The organism is Paenibacillus nitricinens (assembly GCF_052056485.1).
In the GTDB taxonomy this organism is placed as follows: domain Bacteria; phylum Bacillota; class Bacilli; order Paenibacillales; family Paenibacillaceae; genus Paenibacillus_AQ; species Paenibacillus_AQ nitricinens.
In genome coordinates this window covers 5,948,246-5,965,378 of the sequence record NZ_CP183948.1, presented here as the reverse complement: position 1 = coordinate 5,965,378, position 17,133 = coordinate 5,948,246, and the positions used below count along the sequence as shown (strand labels likewise).

The window sequence follows — 17,133 nt, the reverse complement described above, 5'->3', positions numbered from 1 at the left end:
GAAATTGATTTCCGGCGTGTGGTGCTTGGCCCATAACGGCGGTCAGACCTCTTGGGTTAGTTGAATAGATAGGCTTTACTTTTTCATTTCTGATGGTATGATTAAAATATAAGTTGCACTAAGGAAATATAGTTGTACTATTGCAACAATGATTATCATTCTCACTACCCATAGTTATCAATCATGCTGTCCCGGCTAAGCCGGGGCAGCATGTGTCATTTTAGGGGTCTTAATAATGGCTCTCATTCTCATTTGGCAGAAGCAAAACTCCATAAAACAAAGCGTATGCTCACGAAGCAAGTTTTGTTACGAAGAAAAGTCACATGAAGCTAAGCTACACAAAACAAAGCGTAAGCTTACGAAGAGAGTTTTGTTTCGAAGAGAAATCAAATGAAGTTAAGCTTCACAAAACTTTAAAGGACGGCGATTATTATGCAAGCAACATCAAAACATTTACCCAAGCAGTCATCTATCTCTGGCAGTATGAAGAAGCCAGGCGCTCCAAAGCGTCGGTTCGATCCGCGTGCCATGCTCAGCAATTCTGAAATGCAGGCTGCTCTGGGCAGCGGACTGCTTATGCTTTTTGCTTGGTCAGTTGGTGGTTGGTCAGAAATTCTTTCCATAGCGCTCTATGTCATTTCTTATACGATTGGTGGCTGGAACAAGGCAAAGGAAGGCGTAGAAACGCTCGTCAAAGAGCGAGATCTTGATGTGAACCTATTAATGATTGCAGCCGCATTGGGCGCAGCCTCTATTGGGTACTGGAATGAAGGGGCTATGCTTATTTTCATTTTTGCTCTCAGTGGAGCATTAGAGAGCTATACGATGGAACGTAGTAAAAAGGATATTTCCTCGCTGATGGCACTCAAGCCGGCCACGGCTATGCGTATTGAAAAAGGAAGTATGAATGAGGTCAATATCGACCAGCTGGTGATCGGAGATCTGTTGCTTGTGCGCCCGGGAGATTTGATTCCTGCAGACGGTAAAGTATATGGGGGAGAATCGGCAGTAGATCAAGCTTCCATTACGGGAGAATCGGTTCCTGTAGAGAAACGTGCTGGTAGCGAAGTTTTTGCAGGCACTGTGAATGGAGAAGGTCCCCTTTATATTGAGGTAACGAAAGCAGCTGAGAATACCCTTTTTGCTAAAATCATCAAAATGGTAGAAGAGGCAGAAACGGAAGTTCCAAACTCGCAGCGTTTTATTAAAAGACTAGAAGCCATCTATGCACGGGTTGTCGTTGCCTCGACAGTGGCACTGATTATACTTCCACCGTTTTTGCTGGACTGGAGCTGGAGCGCAACTTTCTATAAAGCGATGGTCTTTCTAGTAGTAGCATCACCTTGCGCTTTGGTCTCTTCCATAATGCCGGCGATGCTGTCAGCCATCTCCAAAAGTGCGCGAAAAGGGGTTCTGTTTAAAGGCGGGGTCCATTTGGAAAATATGGCACGTACAACGGTTGTGGCATTCGATAAGACAGGGACGCTTACAGAGGGAACTCCTCAGGTAACTGATTTTATTGCAGGTGAAGGCTACAGTCGGCACGAGTTGCTAACGGTTAGCGCATCCATTGAGCATATGTCTCGTCATCCACTGGCGGAAGCGATTGTACGTAAAGCGCAAGAGGAAGGGCTGGAGTTACGGGGAGTGGAGGACAGTAAGACCATCACAGGCTGGGGGATCGAAGGCCAAATCGATGGACATCTCTGGAGAATCGGGAAGTCTAATTTGCTTGATGAGCTGGCTCCATCTGCTATGAATCCTGAAGTAGAACATTGGAAACTTAAGCGGCAGCAGTTGGCTGAAGAAGGAAAGACGGTCTCCATCATGCTGGATGGTGAGCAAATTGCAGGAATGATTGCCTTGCAGGATACGGTTCGTCCACAAGCAGAAGCCGCAGTGCGGAAGCTGCAGGAGCTTGGGATTAAAGTAGCAATGCTTACCGGAGATCGTGAGGCTACGGCTCAGGTTATTGCAGGTACAACTGGCGTAGATATGGTATTTGCCGATCTATTGCCGGAGGATAAAGTGAAGCATATCAAGGCATTGCGTGAAAAGTATGGTCACGTCGTTATGGTAGGTGATGGTGTAAATGATGCACCGGCTTTGGCGACAGCCACCGTAGGCATGGGGATGGGGATGAAAGGGAGCGGAGCAGCGCTCGAAATAGCCGATGTAGTGCTGATGAATGATAATATAGAAGAGATTGCTTCCACGATATCATTGGCACGTCGTTCGCAGCGTATTGTGAAACAAAATATGATCTTTGCTGTGACTGTGATTGCAGTGCTTATGATTAGTAACTTTGTGCAGGGGATCGCCCTTCCTTTTGGCGTGATAGGTCATGAAGGCAGTACAATATTAGTGATTCTAAATGGACTAAGGTTATTGAGATAATATTTCTTAAAATTAAATTGTTCACAAAATAGTTTTGAAACGAGGGAGTCTGGCATATTGACATATTTGCTTTCAGTTATCATAATTAACACTACATTATAATTATTTTAAATAAGAAGCGACGTCATTGCCGTTTAGCTCAAGGAGGACATAGATATGTATAAATCAATAATTGTTGGTACTGGACCGGCAGGATTAACCGCCGCTATCTATTTGGCTCGTGCCAATTTGAACCCACTAGTAATCGAAGGACCCCAACCCGGTGGACAATTAACCACAACTACAGAAGTGGAGAATTTCCCTGGATTTCCTGAAGGAATCATGGGCCCTGACTTGATGGATAATATGCGTAAACAAGCTGAACGTTTTGGTGCGGAATTCCGTACGGGCTGGGTGAACAGTGTAGAACTTGGAGAGCGTCCTTTTAAGCTGAATGTTGAAGGAATGGGTGTTCTTACTACAGATACATTGATCATTTCCACAGGCGCTACAGCAAAATACCTCGGTATCCCAGGGGAGCAAGATAACGTGGGACGTGGTGTTAGCACTTGCGCTACCTGTGATGGATTTTTCTTCCGTAATAAAGAAATCGTGGTTGTTGGCGGTGGAGATTCGGCACTTGAGGAAGCGGGTTTCTTGACTCGTTTTGCTTCCAAAGTGACTTTGGTACACCGTCGTGGAGAATTGCGTGCTTCGAAGATCATGCAGGATCGTGTACGCGCAAATGTTAAAGTAGACTGGAACTTGAACCGTACTCCTTTGGAAGTGACTTCGAGCGAAAGAGGCGTCAATGGACTAAAAGTGCTTAACAATGAGACTGGAGAAGAAGAAATCATCGAAGCAAGCGGTGTGTTTGTTGCGATTGGTCACCATCCTAATACCTCTTTCTTAGGTGGACAAATCACAACCAATGCGGATGGCTATATCATGACGAACCCAGGCACTTCCGAAACTAATATCCCAGGCGTCTTCGCATGTGGTGATGTGCAGGATACTCGTTACAGACAAGCGATTACTGCAGCAGGTAGTGGATGTATGGCAGCTATGGATGCTGAGAAATATATCGAAAGCTTGGAGCACAGTGCAGTCATTCTATAATTGGGTTTGAAAAGCCTTCAATGCTACATTGATATCATCACTGTATATCTTTTATAGGAGGTCATATCATGGAGAAAGTAATTGTATATACCTCAACAAATTGCCCGCATTGCCGTCAGGTGAAGAGCTTTTTAAGCGAAAAAGGCGTGTCCTACGAAGAACGCAATGTCGAGCAGAGCGATGATTTTGCGCAGCAAGTATGGGACATGGGCGTGAGAGCTATTCCTGTAACTGTAATCGGTGAGCATAAAATTGTTGGCATGAACAAAACGCAGTTCGACAAAGCACTTTCAACTGTTTAATTAAATAAGATTTCCGCAAGGGAATTGTAAAAGACCGCTTCCGGTCAGGAGGCGGTCTTTTTTGTTGTGAGCTTTTAGCATATAAAAAATAGTCTGACGCATCTGTGCGCAGACTATTTTTATGAAAGTAGATCTAGAAGTAGAATTTAGGTTTGAGTGAAAGATGTAATGATCTGAAATAGCGCGTATACAGCAACCCCGCTGCCAATAAGAATAAATCCTGATTTCTTTTTAGCTTGAAAAAAACGGAGCACACCGAGGCTGATCAAAGGGGCAATAATGAGCAGAAAAAGCAACACAGTGATGAACATCTGTGCCGAGATATCAGACGTATCAACATAGGTCATGGACTCGCTCTCCATTTCAAAAAAGGGGTTGTAGTGATAAATGTCACACTAGCTTGACCTTTATTATATAGGATTTCTGTTCCTTTTACTGCACTTTTGATTCACTCAAATGCGTCAATTTTACGTCAATTATTTCAAAATATAAGAATGTATATGTTCCACGCTATAAATTATTCTTATATTTCTCACATAAAACACCTACCGTTATGGACTATAGCGTCACTCGAATGTCGCCCAGGAAATGCATAACAGCAGAGAAACCTGCGCCGATCATCGTTCCACGGCTGCCGAGCTTAGAGAATGTAATTTCGAGTTGCTGCTTATGGTAAGGAAGAGTACGCTCAGCTACAACCCGGCGCAGCGGTTCGCCTAGCCATTCTTCAGCCTCAGACAATGCCCCACCAATCACAATAAGCTCGGGATTGAAGCTATTGATTAGATTGGTCACCCCGATACCGAGATATTCGCCCATCGTTGAGAAGTGATGCAGAGCGTCTTCTTGCCCGCTGGCTGCATATCGAACCAGCTCTGGCGTAGTATGTGCAGGGAGGGAGAGATCGGGATTATCATAAGTTCTCTCAGAAGCATATAACTCCCAACAGCCACGACTCCCGCAACTGCAAGGCTTGCCTTGTGCTTCAATCGTCATATGTCCGGTTTCGCCGGCATATCCTCTTGCACCCTTGTATAGCTCTCCACCAATAATAATTCCAGATCCAATCCCTGATCCCGCACTGATGTAAAGGAGATGCCTTACCTCTCGTGCCGCACCAAAGTTGAGTTCACCCTGTGCACCTGCGTTCGCTTCGTTATCAATGGTGACAGGAACGGAAAATTCAGCTTCCAGTATCGCTCGCAGCTCGACCATTTCCCAGCCAAGGTTGGGAGCGAAGAGTACAACACCATTTTCATCCACCATGCCGGGGACACCTACTCCGATACCGACGATGCCGTAAGGGGATTCTGGAGCGTTGATAATCAAGCTTGAGATAAGTTTTTTCATTTGTTCCAGAACGTAAGGGAAATCATGGTTTTCTAAGGAGAAATCGCTTTCGTAAAGAATGCCCCCGCTCAGATCACATAAGACCGCTGTTAGTTGCTTTACCCGCAATTCTATGCCGATTACACTACCAGCCATCGTGTTGAAATGCAGCATTAATGGTTTGCGGCCACCGCTTGATTCCCCAGGTCCGACTTCAGTTACCAATTCTTGCGTGCACAGCTCGGCTACCAGATTGGACACAGTAGCTTTATTCAGTCCGGTCATCTCTGAGACCTTCGCGCGCGAGAGTGGAGAGTGTCTTCGAATGGTATGTAGTACAATCGATTTATTTATTTTTTTGACCAGTGCTTGGTCTCCAGTAACCTTCACAAATCACACATCCTTCTTAAATTATAAGAAAGTATAAGCTTCACGGTATACTTTCTCCTTATAATTCTCGCATAAACGCTTACCGTCCTTAAAAGGACGCTAAAGGCGTTTTAGCTTGGCATTGTTCCCATTTGTTGTATGCCACTTAGTCTAGAGTGATGTGCTGGAAATTGCAATACATAGCGTCTAGAGGGAATTTTCCAACAGGGCTCTCCTATATTTGGGAAGCGGAGAGAGGAGGCTAGATAGGGTCAAAAAAATGGATATAAAAAACTTTTCAAAACTTTGTTTAACCAATATACAAAGTCCAAAAGATGTGTTAAGATGATCCTGTAAACGCTTGCGGGCGAAGCACAAATTGAGGAGGATTACACAATGGCTTATTTTGAGACAGTGAACAAAATCTCTTACGAGGGAAGCCGTTCCACCAACCCTTTCGCATTTAAATTCTACAATCCTAAAGAAGTCGTAGCCGGCAAAACTATGGAAGAGCATCTGAAATTTGCAATGGCTTATTGGCATACATTAACTGCTGGCGGTTCTGATCCGTTTGGCGCTGAAACAGCAATTCGCAGCTGGAACAAATTGAACGGTCTGGACAAAGCTAAGGCTCGCGCTGAAGCATCATTTGAATTTATGGACAAGATGGATCTGCCTTACTTCTGCTTCCATGATGTAGATATCGCACCTGAAGGCGCATCTTTGCGTGAATTCTATAGCAACATCGACACTATCGTTGATATCCTAGAACAAGGCATGAAGACTTCCGGCAAGAAATTGTTGTGGAATACAGCTAATATGTTCACTAACCCACGTTACATGCACGGTGCAGGTTCTACACCTAATGCTGATGTTTTTGCACACGCAGCAGCACAAGTGAAGAAAGGTTTGGAAGTAGGTAAACGTCTGGGCGCTAGCAACTATGTATTCTGGGGCGGTCGTGAAGGTTACGAAGAATTGCTGAATACAGATATGGGTCTTGAACAAGACAACATTGCTCGTCTGTTCAGCATGGCTGTAGATTACGCTAAGGAAATCGGCTTTGACGGTCAATTCCTGATCGAGCCTAAACCAAAAGAGCCTACGAAACATCAATATGATTTTGATGCAGCAACAACGATCTCATTCTTACAAAAATACAACCTCGACAAGCACTTCAAGCTGAACCTAGAAGCTAACCATGCTACACTTGCAGGTCATACCTTTGAACATGAGCTTCGTGTAGCTCGTATCAACGGCATGCTTGGATCGCTTGATGCCAACCAAGGGGATACATTGCTCGGATGGGATACTGATGAATTCCCAGTGAACATCTACGATGCAACACTCACACTGTATGAAGTACTCAAGAATGATGGTCTTGGCAAAGGCGGAATCAACTTTGACTCTAAAGTACGTCGTCCTTCCTTCGAGCCTGAGGATCTGTTCTTAGCACATATCGCTGGTATGGATACTTATGCAAAAGGCTTGAAAGTAGCTGCTAAATTGATCGAAGACCGCGTATTCGAAGATTTCGTCGACAAACGCTACAGCAGCTTCAATGAAGGTGTTGGTGCGGATATCGTGTCCGGCAAAGCAACTCTGGCTTCTTTGGCTGAATATGCTTTGAACAATGAGAACCCACGTCCTAACCAATCCGGACGTCAAGAATACCTGAGAGCTACACTTAACCAATACATCTTGGCTGAGTAGTGCTTATAGGGAGCTTAAGGCATACGCCTTGAGCGCATTATGAACAAATGCAACGGGGGTTGCTGAAGAGAGCATTCTTCGGCAGTCCCCTTTTTGTTCAAAGAAATTCTAGAAACGCTCACAAAACTAAGTGGATGCTTACGAAGCGAGTTTTATTCGATATAGTTCAACGTAGTAAGCGCTCATAAATCTAAGCGGATGCTTACGAAGCGAGTTTTGTTCGAAGTAATTCAATGAAGCCTATGCTCACAAAACTAAAGCCGATGCTTACGAAGCGAGTTTTGTTCGAAGTAATTCAATGAAGCCTATGCTCACAAAACTAAAGCCGATGCTTACGAAGTGAGTTTTGTTCGAAGTAATTCAATGAAGCCTATGCTCACAAAACTTTTAGGAGGTCAAAAATGAAATACGTTATAGGTGTAGATTTGGGCACTAGCGCAGTGAAGACTGTTTTAGTGGACCCACAAGGCAAGGTGGCTTTTGAGCATTCCGAGTCCTACCCGCTAAGCAGACCACAGCCAAACTGGAGCGAACAAAATCCTGAGGACTGGGTAAAAGGCACGCTAGTCAGTCTTCGTCGCTTGATTGAAGTATCAGGCATAGACCCATCACAAGTTGACGGTCTTAGCTTCTCCGGGCAAATGCACGGATTAGTTCTGGTCGATAAGGACGGACAAGTGCTTCGTCCGGCCATTCTTTGGAATGATACACGTACTACTGCACAGTGCAGAAGAATAGAGAAGACGCTCGGAGCAAAGCTTATTGAGGTTGCTAGAAACCGTGCGCTGGAAGGCTTCACACTCCCTAAAATTCTATGGGTACAAGAGAATGAACCTGAGGTATTATCACAAGCGCACCAGTTCCTGTTGCCCAAAGACTATGTGCGTCTCCGGTTGACCGGTGATTATGCGATGGATTATTCCGATGCTGCAGGAACGCTTCTATTAGATGTAGGTTCTAAAACTTGGAGTGCTGAAATTGCTGAAGCTTTTGAACTGCCGATTTCCCTTTGTCCTAGACTGGTAGAGTCCTTTGAACAGACAGGAACGTTATTGCCGGATATTGCGGAAGCATCAGGTCTTTTATCATCCACAAAGGTATTTGCTGGTGGCGCGGATAATGCATGCGGCGCACTCGGAGCGGGTGTCCTTGGTGAAGGACGGACGATGTGCAGTATTGGTACATCGGGTGTGGTCCTTTCCTATGAGAGCAATAAAGATTTAAACCTCGAAGGCAAAGTCCATTTCTTCAACCATGGTGAAAAGGATGCCTACTATATTATGGGCGTTACTCTAGCGGCTGGGCATAGCCTTACATGGTTCAAAGAAACCTTTGCGGCGGACAAGAGCTTTGATGAATTGCTAAGTGGAGTGTCCTCCATTCCAGCGGGTAGCGGCGGACTGCTCTTTACACCTTATATCGTAGGGGAACGTACACCTCATCCAGATGCGAATATTCGTGGAAGCTTTATTGGTATGGATTCAGGGCATACTTTGACTCATTTTATACGTTCCGTATTAGAAGGCATTACCTTTTCGCTACGTGAATCTATCGAGATTGTACGTGATTCAGGCAAAGAGATTACAGAAATCATTGCGATCGGTGGCGGGGCTAAAAATGAGGCCTGGCTCCAGATGCAAGCAGATATTTTCAATGCATCCATCGTGAAGCTTGAAAGTGAGCAAGGTCCGGCTATGGGAGCAGCGATGTTGGCAGCTTACGGTAGCGGCTGGTTCACTTCTCTTAGTGCATGTGCAGAAGCTTTCATCCGTCCTGCGGATGTATATAAACCAGATCCGAAGCAAGCGGCAATCTATGACGGCTTATTTAACCTCTATCAGGAAGTCTACGGTCAGACCCGTGAACTGAATAACAAGCTGGCAGCATACCGCCAATAAATAAGGACGCCGAAGGTTTATGCTTGATATGTCTGATAAAAAAGGTCTTTCGCATATGGCGGAGGACCTTTTTATGAACATGAAGTTGTTGCCGTACTTATTTTTCTTCTGTAAAGTATGGGTATCTCTAGGCAGAGATAAGCTCTGCATGAGGTAGTGAAGGTTTCGGGGGGCGGAAGGCCATGTTCCAATGGATGGTTAGGCTGTTGAATGACATCAAAATCCGCAATAAGCTGTTGCTTGCTTTTTTACTCACCACGTTACTTCCGGTATTACTGGTAGGCGGGTATCTTACGTTTGAGATGAGAACCATGGCGTTTCAGAGCGCACTGGAACAAGCTTCAATCAACGTAGATCGGGTAAAAAAAAGAACGGAGGAAGTCATCGGTGTATCTCAAGATATTGCATATCGATTGAGTAATGATGCACGGTTAAAAAGACTTGCCATTCGTCAGTATGTTAGCACTTATGATGTGGTGGAAGCTTACCGCGATTACTCGGATATGCGTGAGTACCTTAGGTTGTATAAAGATATATCTAACATTCGTTTATACACTGACAATGCGACGCTGCTTAACAACTGGGAGCTGATCAATCCTTCTCCTGCAATTAAGGAGAGTGAGTGGTATCAGAGAGCACAGCGGTACGATAGCTTTGTCGGTTGGGAATATATCGAAGATGAGCGTGATAAGCGGAATTATTTAAGTCTTGTTCGCAAAATCGAGCTGGAGGGCTCCAGCAAAATCGGTGTTCTCGTTATTAATGTGAACAGTCAGCAGCTTGCATCCATACTAAGCCAGGAGTCTTTCGATACGATGATCGTCGATGATCAGGACAATATCATTGCAGCGAACCGGAAAGATCGAACAGGTAAAAAGCTAGCGGATGTTTCTTTTGACACCAAGCTCTTGGGCCAGGGGAGTGGAAGCTATGAAGCAGTAGTAGATGGTGAAGCCTCCAAAATTGTGATCGAGGAGCTTAAACCACAATCTAGCCGAAATGCACTACGAATTATATCTGTCTTTTCCATTGAAAGTATTGTGAAAGAACCCAATCAAGTGATTAAGCTTTCGATTACTGTAGTTGCGATAAGTGTTCTTCTAGCCTTTTTAATTATATATAGCTTCTCTTCGTTGTTCTCACGACGATTGCTGCATTTAAGCAGACATATTAACCGAGTCAGTACCGGAGATTTTGATACGACATTAAAAATTGATGGCAAGGATGAAATCGCCCTGTTAGCTCGTCAATTCAATTCCATGGTGCGTAGCGTTAATGATTTGATGTATGAGGTACAGGAATCCAATGCTCAGAACCGTCTTTTAGAACAGAAACAGAATGATATACGATTCAAAATGCTGGCAAGCCAGATTAACCCGCATTTCTTGTTCAATGCACTAGAAGCAATTCGAATGGAAGCTCACATGAAAGGGCAAGTGGAAATTGCTCGCGTAGTACGTCTTTTGGGTAAAATGATGCGCAGTAGCCTGGAGGTAGGACGAAGTAAAGTTTTGCTTAGTCAGGAATTAGAAGTGGTACGCTGTTACTTGGATATTCAGCAATTCCGTTATGAGGAGAGGTTGAAATATCAATTTACCGTAGACCCTGCCGTTGAAACCCTTTACATGCCTCCACTCCTTATTCAGCCGCTTGTCGAGAACGCAGTAATCCATGGACTGGATAATACGATGGAGGGAGCATTTGTGACGGTGGAAGTTATACAAGTTGGAGATCATGCTAAATTTACGATTACAGATAATGGAGTGGGGATATCTCCAATTAAGCTGGAGGAATTACAGAATACCCTTGAGCGCCAGGAAGAGCGTGAAGGTGAGCGAATTGGCCTTCGTAATGTCCATGACCGGCTAAAACTATCTTATGGCGCAGAGTATGGGCTAACGATTGAGAGTAAACCTAATGTAGGAACGGTTATTTTCTTCTGCATACCAATGGAGGACAACAATCTATGATAAAAGTGATGATTGTCGATGATGAGCCGAAGCTGCGGGAAGGACTACGGAGTCTAATCCCATGGGAGAGACTCGGTTATACGGTGGTAGCTACAGCAGCTAATGGCTTGCAAGCACTTGAAAAGTATCATACCTTCTACCCGGAGCTGATCGTTGCTGATATTCGTATGCCTGGAATGGATGGTCTAGAAATGATTAGTGAGCTTCGAAAAGAAGGCTCAGAAAGTCATGTGCTTATTCTAAGTGGTCATGCGGATTTTGAATATGCTAAGCGGGCGATTGGTTATCGGATTGACGGTTATTTGCTGAAGCCAGTGGATGAGGATGAGATGATCGTATGTCTGGAACAGCTACATGAAACGATCGAGCAGGAGCAGCGGTTCAGTGACTGGAATGAGGAGGAGCCCGCTCGCAATAGGGAAACTTTACTTCGTGCGCTTCTGCAGCCAACTTCAGAGGAAGAACTGGAGGAGGACCTTAGCAGACATGCGGATGCGCTAGGACTCGATCAGGGGAATTATGAAGTCATTCTCATTGCGTTAAGAAAAACAGCTGGTGCAAATGATGAGGATCTCCGGGGAATCAAAATAGTAATGGAACAGTATTTTAGTAATCATCCTAATGCTTCTTTCTTTACGCTATCCCAGTATTTGGGCATTCTCATGAAGGATCCGGACCAGAGTACAAGCAAACGGGAAGAATTATATGAGGGGTTATCTGCAGTGATAGAACCAAAGGGTTACGACTTCATTGCAGTAACGGGGGGAGTAGTACCTCGGCCTGAAATGGCGGGAGAATCGTTTAATTCAGCACGTGAACTAATAAGACGCGCCTTCTTCTTCAAGAAAGGGATCATCATCAGTGCAGATCCTTCAGGGTTTCTGGTGGAGATGAAAGAGGAGAGTGAAGACGCGCAAGAGACAGAGAGTCGTCTGCTGCTTGCGGTAGAGACAGGAAGTCTTGGTGCGATCCGACCGATCGTGCAGACCATCTGTGCTGAGCTTGTATCTGCAGGCAGCGACGAATTGCGAATTAAAGAGACCTTTGTGAGACTCCTTAGTACTGTGCTGGCCCGTCTGGAGCCTACGTATCCGGAAATACGTAGCTATGCAGCAGAGCATTCCCCTCCAATAGGGGAGTTATATCAAAGTTATTATATATCTGATCTTCAGGATCAAGCTGTCTCATTTCTCGAAGAAATTGCGGGTCAGATGACCAGTGGGCGTGGAAATGAAATAAAGAAGATCATAGAAATAATCAACCGCCGCTACAATGAAAACCTAAAGCTAGAGACCTTGTCCGAGTTGTTTTGTTACAACAGCGCTTATCTAGGCAAAATGTTCAAGAACACGACGGGGGAATACTTTAATACGTACGTGGACAAAGTGCGGATTGAGAAGGCTAAGGAATTTCTGACGCAAGGGATGAAAGTATACGAGGTGGCCGAGAAGGTAGGGTATATGAACCCTGATTATTTCAACGCTAAGTTCCGTAAATATGTAGGAATCTCACCAACTTCTTATCGAAAAAGTATCTAAGGATGGTGTGGTGTTCTTGTCTTGTCTGTTATACCCGTGGCTGAGTTCAGTTGGTTTTCCGAACTTCAGTCCACGGGTCTTTTTTTGTTTTCCCTACTCCCACCAATTGTACGTGGTGAAGTATTAATGCAGTTAAATAGATACCTGGTTAAGCTTATGCAGGCGGAGATATAATGCATTTTCTTTTGATTTCGGTTCAATGAAATCTGCTGGAAAAGGAGTGAAGAGGAATATTTGGAACTGTAGAAGCGGAGCGCTCGCCTTTATCCTCGGATTTCTACCGCGAGAAGCGGTTCATATCAGGAAATCTGAGGATAACAGCGATCGGAAGTCCAAATATTCCGCGTAGCGACTAACATCCAGCTGAGTGTTTCCAGAAGTCCAATCCAAAGAATAATGCAAACGCCAGCAGCATTAGCCCCCCTGTGTCGATGAGCGAAAAGAGAATTCACCCCGGACAAAAATCTCTAATTTTCACCTGATTTTAAGTCGAATTTATAGGGTACTGCAATCGCTTACAAAGTTTTAGAATTATGACATAGAGAGGAGGGGCTTTATGAAAGCGGACACAGTAACTGCTCAAATCCCGCCGGACACCCGAATGCGCAACAAAAAGCCTGCTTCAGGAGGACGGTTTTGGAGAAGCTTTAAGAATCAAAAGTATTTGTGGATGATGTCGATACCTTTTGTCATCTGGGCATTCGTTTTCAGTTATCTCCCCTTATGGGGCTGGACGATGGCTTTTCAAAAGTACAAGCCCGCACGTGGCTTTTTTGAACAAGAATGGGTAGGTTTTGAACACTTTAAGACACTGTTCAGTGACTCGCAATTCCTTCTGGCGCTGCGTAATACGCTGGCGATGAGTGGAATGGGTCTCATCGCAGGCTTTATCTTTCCGATAACGTTTGCAATATTGCTAAACGAAGTTCGCCTCGGATTTTTTAAACGATTTGCTCAGACGGTCTCGTATTTGCCCCACTTTGTATCTTGGGTGGTTGCAGCGGGAATTGTAACTAAAATGTTATCTAGTGAAAATGGTCTTGTAAACGATCTCTTGTTAACAATTGGATTTATAGACTCACCTATTCAGTTCATGGCTCAGGGCCATCTCTTCTGGGGAATCGTTACTTTATCAGATGTGTGGAAAGAAACCGGGTGGAATGCGATTATCTACCTTGCAGCTATCTCGGGTATCGGACCTGAACTGTACGAAGCGGCCCGGGTAGACGGAGCCAGCAGGCTTCGCCAAGTATGGCATATTACCCTTCCAGGTATCCGGCCGACCATTACAGTGCTACTCATTATGTCGATTGGTAATTTGCTGAATATCGGCTTTGAGAAGCAATTCTTGCTTGGAAACAACCTCGTTACCGATTATTCTCAGGTGCTGGATCTGTACTCTCTGAAATACGGACTAGGCATGGCGAGATATTCCTACGGTACCGCGATCAATATATTCAACTCAGTGATCAGTGTAATCCTACTGTTTACGATTAATGGAATCTTCAAGCGTACAACTAAAGAGAGCCTTCTGTAACACAGAAGACCTTCTACCAATCGTGGCTGCAATATTGCCCTTTTCATGAAAGGAGAGCGTTACAGTGGGGAACACAGCTATTACCGGAAAGTCGTGGTCAGACCGGATCTTTGACTTCATAGTGTACTTCGTAGTACTGTTCGTGGTTGTAATCACGATCTATCCGTTTCTGAATGTGCTTGCGATCTCGCTGAATGATTCAGTGGATAGTGTGCGCGGCGGTATCACCATTTATCCCCGGGAATTTACCTGGGACAATTACTTGAAAATCTTCAGTTTCGCAGGGCTAATGACCGGGTTCAAAATATCCGCTTTGCGGACAGTCATCGGTACTTTGTTCGGACTGATCAGTGCCTCGATGCTAGCATTTACGATCAGTCGTCCTGACTTTGCAGGCCGCAAGTTCGTCTCCACATTCTTGGCGATGACCATGTATATCTCTGGAGGGATGATTCCAATATACATGCTGATCAAGGATCTGCACATGATGAACAGCTTTGCAGTCTACGTATTGCCTGGATTAGTTAGTGCTTTTAATGTCTTCGTTATCCGCTCCTTTATTGACGGTCTGCCGTATGCACTGCAGGAATCGGCGAAACTGGATGGAGCGAATGATTTTACCATTTACTGGCGTGTCATCCTGCCGCTGATGAAGCCGGCTCTAGCAACAATCGCGCTGTTCCTGGCGGTAGGTCAATGGAATGCATGGTTTGATACGTATTTGTATAATGGTTCAAGCCCTCAGCTGACGACATTGCAATATGAACTGATGAAGGTTCTGCAGAGTACAACCAGTGGTAATGGTGGCGATTACCGCTCCAACATTGCTTCTCTAGCTTCGAATCAGGTCTCGCCAGAGTCTATCAAGATGGCGATTACGATTGTCGTAACCGTACCAATTTTGTTGGTGTATCCGTTCATTCAGAAGTACTTTGTTCAAGGTATGACACTTGGCGCTGTGAAGAGCTAATCACAGCTACAGGGGAGCTTAGTCTCCCCTGCACTTTAATTGTGTTTTGTATCCGTTTTCTTTTCCTGTGGGAAGTTTTGGGATAAGTATTAACAGGATTTATCTGTGATACGATAGATAAACAATTTTAAGGAGGGTTTATGTAATGGGGAATAATAGAAAAATAAAAGCTAAAGCAACTGCACTTACACTCACTTCTATTATGATGCTCGGCATGCTCGCAGGTTGTGGTGGAAATAACGGCAATAACGCAGCTGGAGATGTAGCTAAAAATGCAACAAATAAGGGTAATGCGGCTAATTCGGCCAATGCGGTTGAGGATACTTCTCCGCTCACGATGACTTTCTTCAGTGCTGACCCTAACCCGAACTGGACAGGCATGCAAGACGAAGTTGGTAAAGTGATTACGGAAAAAACAGGAGTTACCTTGAATGCTGAATACGCGGTTGGTGACCCTGCTCAAAAAGTAGCGTTGATCGCAGCGAGCGGTGATTATCCGGATCTGATCAGTGCCAAGACCGACGTAAGCAAGCTGGTGGATGCAGGCGCAATGCTTGATCTGACAGATCTGATTGAAAAATATGCTCCGAACATCAAAAAAGTATTAGGCGAAGAAGGCATGAAACGCTCACGCTACAGTGATGATGACCACGCGATTTATGCTATTCCTACGTATGCAGGTGTGGATAACAAATACTTTGATGCTGGTGGCGGATTTGAACTACAGCATCGTGCTGTTAAAGAAGCGGGATATCCTGTAATTAAAACGGTCCAAGATTATGAGAACGTAATCAAGGCTTACCTGGAAAAACATCCCACCGATGAAAATGGTAACAAAAACATCGGTCTGACCCTAAATGCAGATGATTGGTACATGTACATTACAGTAACTAACCCAGCATTCACTACTACAGGCTCTCCTGATGATGGTGAATATGCAATCGATATCGACACACAAGAGGTAACTTATCACTTCCGTCGTCCTGCTGAGAAAGAATATTTCCGCTGGCTCAACCATATGAATGATATCGGATTGCTTGACCCGGAAAGCTTCGTTCAAAAGTATGATCAGTACAAAGCTAAAATCGCTACCGGCCGTGTTATTGGTTTGATTGACCAAGACTGGGGTTATGGCGATGGAGAAAGAGCATTGAAAGCTGAAGGTAAGCTGGATCAAGGATACGGGCACTATCCAGTAACCCTGTCTGAAGAGTACAAAGAAACTTCCTTCTGGCCTACAGGCTTTATGGGTGGTAACGGTATTGGGATCAGTGTAGATGCTAAAGATCCAGTACGTGCAATTAAATTCTTGGACTACTTAGCTTCCGATGAAGGTCAAGTATTGGTTAACTGGGGTATTGAAGGTAAGCATTATAACGTAGTTGACGGCAAACGTGTCATTCCTGAAGATGTGAACAACCGCAAATATAATGACACTACCAATTTCCAAAAAGAAACAGGACTTGGCAATGTCGGATCAAACTATGCTCTGCTTAGCGCTCACTATGGTGACGGCGTATTGGACCCAACTGGAAATTACTATACAACTCGTTTCCCTGAGCAAGTAACTGTAGGCTACAATGCAGTTGAAAAAGAAACACTTGCTGCTTATAAAGCAACAACTTGGAAAGACCTCTTCCCAAATGAAGATGAATTCAAAGTTAAACCTTGGGGCGCGGCATGGAACATCACGATTCCTGGGGATAGTGAAATTGTCGTTCTCGACAACAAGCTGAAGGATATCAGTTGGAAACGGATTCCTGAAGCCATCTTGTCCAAACCAGCTGATTTCGACAAAGTTTGGGATGCTTATATGGCTGAACTGGATAAAGCTGACGTGACGAAAGCTGAAGATTTACGTGAAGAGCTGGTTAAACAACGCGTGAAACTTTGGAATGAGTAATTACTGAATCGCGGCTAATAAAATAAAAGCATGAAGATGGCGGGAAGTCCGAACGAAAGTCCGGGCTTTCCGCCGATTTCTTTTCATCTGTAATTACAGGATAGGAGGA

At 44.6% G+C, this 17,133-nt stretch carries 12 protein-coding genes; 10 read left to right on the top strand and 2 right to left on the bottom strand.

What is annotated here, in order from left to right; genetic code table 11:
- Positions 1-432: 432 nt before the first annotated feature.
- The 3 genes from ACN6KS_RS26525 to ACN6KS_RS26515 all read left to right on the top strand — a co-directional run bounded on the left by ACN6KS_RS26525 (position 433) and on the right by ACN6KS_RS26515 (position 3,797).
- Positions 433-2,397, top strand: a complete 1,965-nt coding sequence (locus ACN6KS_RS26525) for a heavy metal translocating P-type ATPase (protein WP_341135760.1) — start codon at positions 433-435, stop codon at positions 2,395-2,397.
- 156 nt (positions 2,398-2,553) lie between these two features.
- Positions 2,554-3,495 carry a thioredoxin-disulfide reductase gene (gene trxB, locus ACN6KS_RS26520; RefSeq protein WP_042191901.1) on the top strand — a complete coding sequence of 314 codons (942 nt, stop codon included), beginning with the start codon at positions 2,554-2,556 and terminating at the stop codon, positions 3,493-3,495.
- A 68-nt stretch (positions 3,496-3,563) separates the two neighbouring features.
- The gene (locus ACN6KS_RS26515; RefSeq protein WP_094870993.1) at positions 3,564-3,797 is read left to right on the top strand and encodes a glutaredoxin family protein; all 234 of its coding nucleotides are present in this window, start codon (positions 3,564-3,566) and stop codon (positions 3,795-3,797) included.
- Between the two features lie 146 nt (positions 3,798-3,943).
- Here ACN6KS_RS26515 and ACN6KS_RS26510 read toward each other — a convergent pair whose 3' ends face one another.
- The gene (locus ACN6KS_RS26510) at positions 3,944-4,144 is read right to left on the bottom strand and encodes a hypothetical protein (protein WP_094870992.1); all 201 of its coding nucleotides are present in this window, start codon (positions 4,142-4,144) and stop codon (positions 3,944-3,946) included.
- Between the two features lie 211 nt (positions 4,145-4,355).
- Positions 4,356-5,516 carry an ROK family transcriptional regulator gene (locus ACN6KS_RS26505; protein WP_094870991.1) on the bottom strand — a complete coding sequence of 387 codons (1,161 nt, stop codon included), beginning with the start codon at positions 5,514-5,516 and terminating at the stop codon, positions 4,356-4,358.
- Between the two features lie 375 nt (positions 5,517-5,891).
- Here ACN6KS_RS26505 and xylA point away from each other — a divergent pair, with 375 nt between their 5' ends.
- The 7 genes from xylA (at position 5,892) to ACN6KS_RS26470 (ending at position 17,024) form a co-directional block, all read left to right on the top strand.
- A complete protein-coding gene (gene xylA / locus ACN6KS_RS26500) occupies positions 5,892-7,208 on the top strand; it encodes a xylose isomerase (RefSeq protein WP_094870989.1) in 1,317 nt (438 codons plus the stop codon).
- A 401-nt stretch (positions 7,209-7,609) separates the two neighbouring features.
- A complete protein-coding gene (gene xylB / locus ACN6KS_RS26495; RefSeq protein ID WP_440960821.1) occupies positions 7,610-9,106 on the top strand; it encodes a xylulokinase in 1,497 nt (498 codons plus the stop codon).
- Positions 9,107-9,288: 182 nt separating this feature from the next.
- On the top strand, positions 9,289-11,076 hold the full coding sequence (locus tag ACN6KS_RS26490; RefSeq protein ID WP_094870985.1) for a sensor histidine kinase: 1,788 nt from the start codon (positions 9,289-9,291) through the stop codon (positions 11,074-11,076).
- Positions 11,073-12,614 carry a response regulator transcription factor gene (locus ACN6KS_RS26485; RefSeq protein WP_341135758.1) on the top strand — a complete coding sequence of 514 codons (1,542 nt, stop codon included), beginning with the start codon at positions 11,073-11,075 and terminating at the stop codon, positions 12,612-12,614. Before ACN6KS_RS26490 ends, ACN6KS_RS26485 begins: the two co-directional genes overlap by 4 nt.
- A gap of 601 nt (positions 12,615-13,215) precedes the next feature.
- Complete coding sequence (locus tag ACN6KS_RS26480) at positions 13,216-14,151, top strand: ABC transporter permease (RefSeq protein ID WP_256989940.1); 936 nt, start codon at positions 13,216-13,218, stop codon at positions 14,149-14,151.
- A gap of 64 nt (positions 14,152-14,215) precedes the next feature.
- Positions 14,216-15,121, top strand: coding sequence for a carbohydrate ABC transporter permease (locus tag ACN6KS_RS26475; RefSeq protein ID WP_094872458.1), 906 nt, complete (start codon positions 14,216-14,218; stop codon positions 15,119-15,121).
- Between the two features lie 145 nt (positions 15,122-15,266).
- Positions 15,267-17,024 (top strand): ABC transporter substrate-binding protein, encoded by a 1,758-nt coding sequence (locus ACN6KS_RS26470; protein WP_341135757.1) that lies wholly within the window; start codon positions 15,267-15,269, stop codon positions 17,022-17,024.
- Positions 17,025-17,133 lie beyond the last annotated feature (109 nt).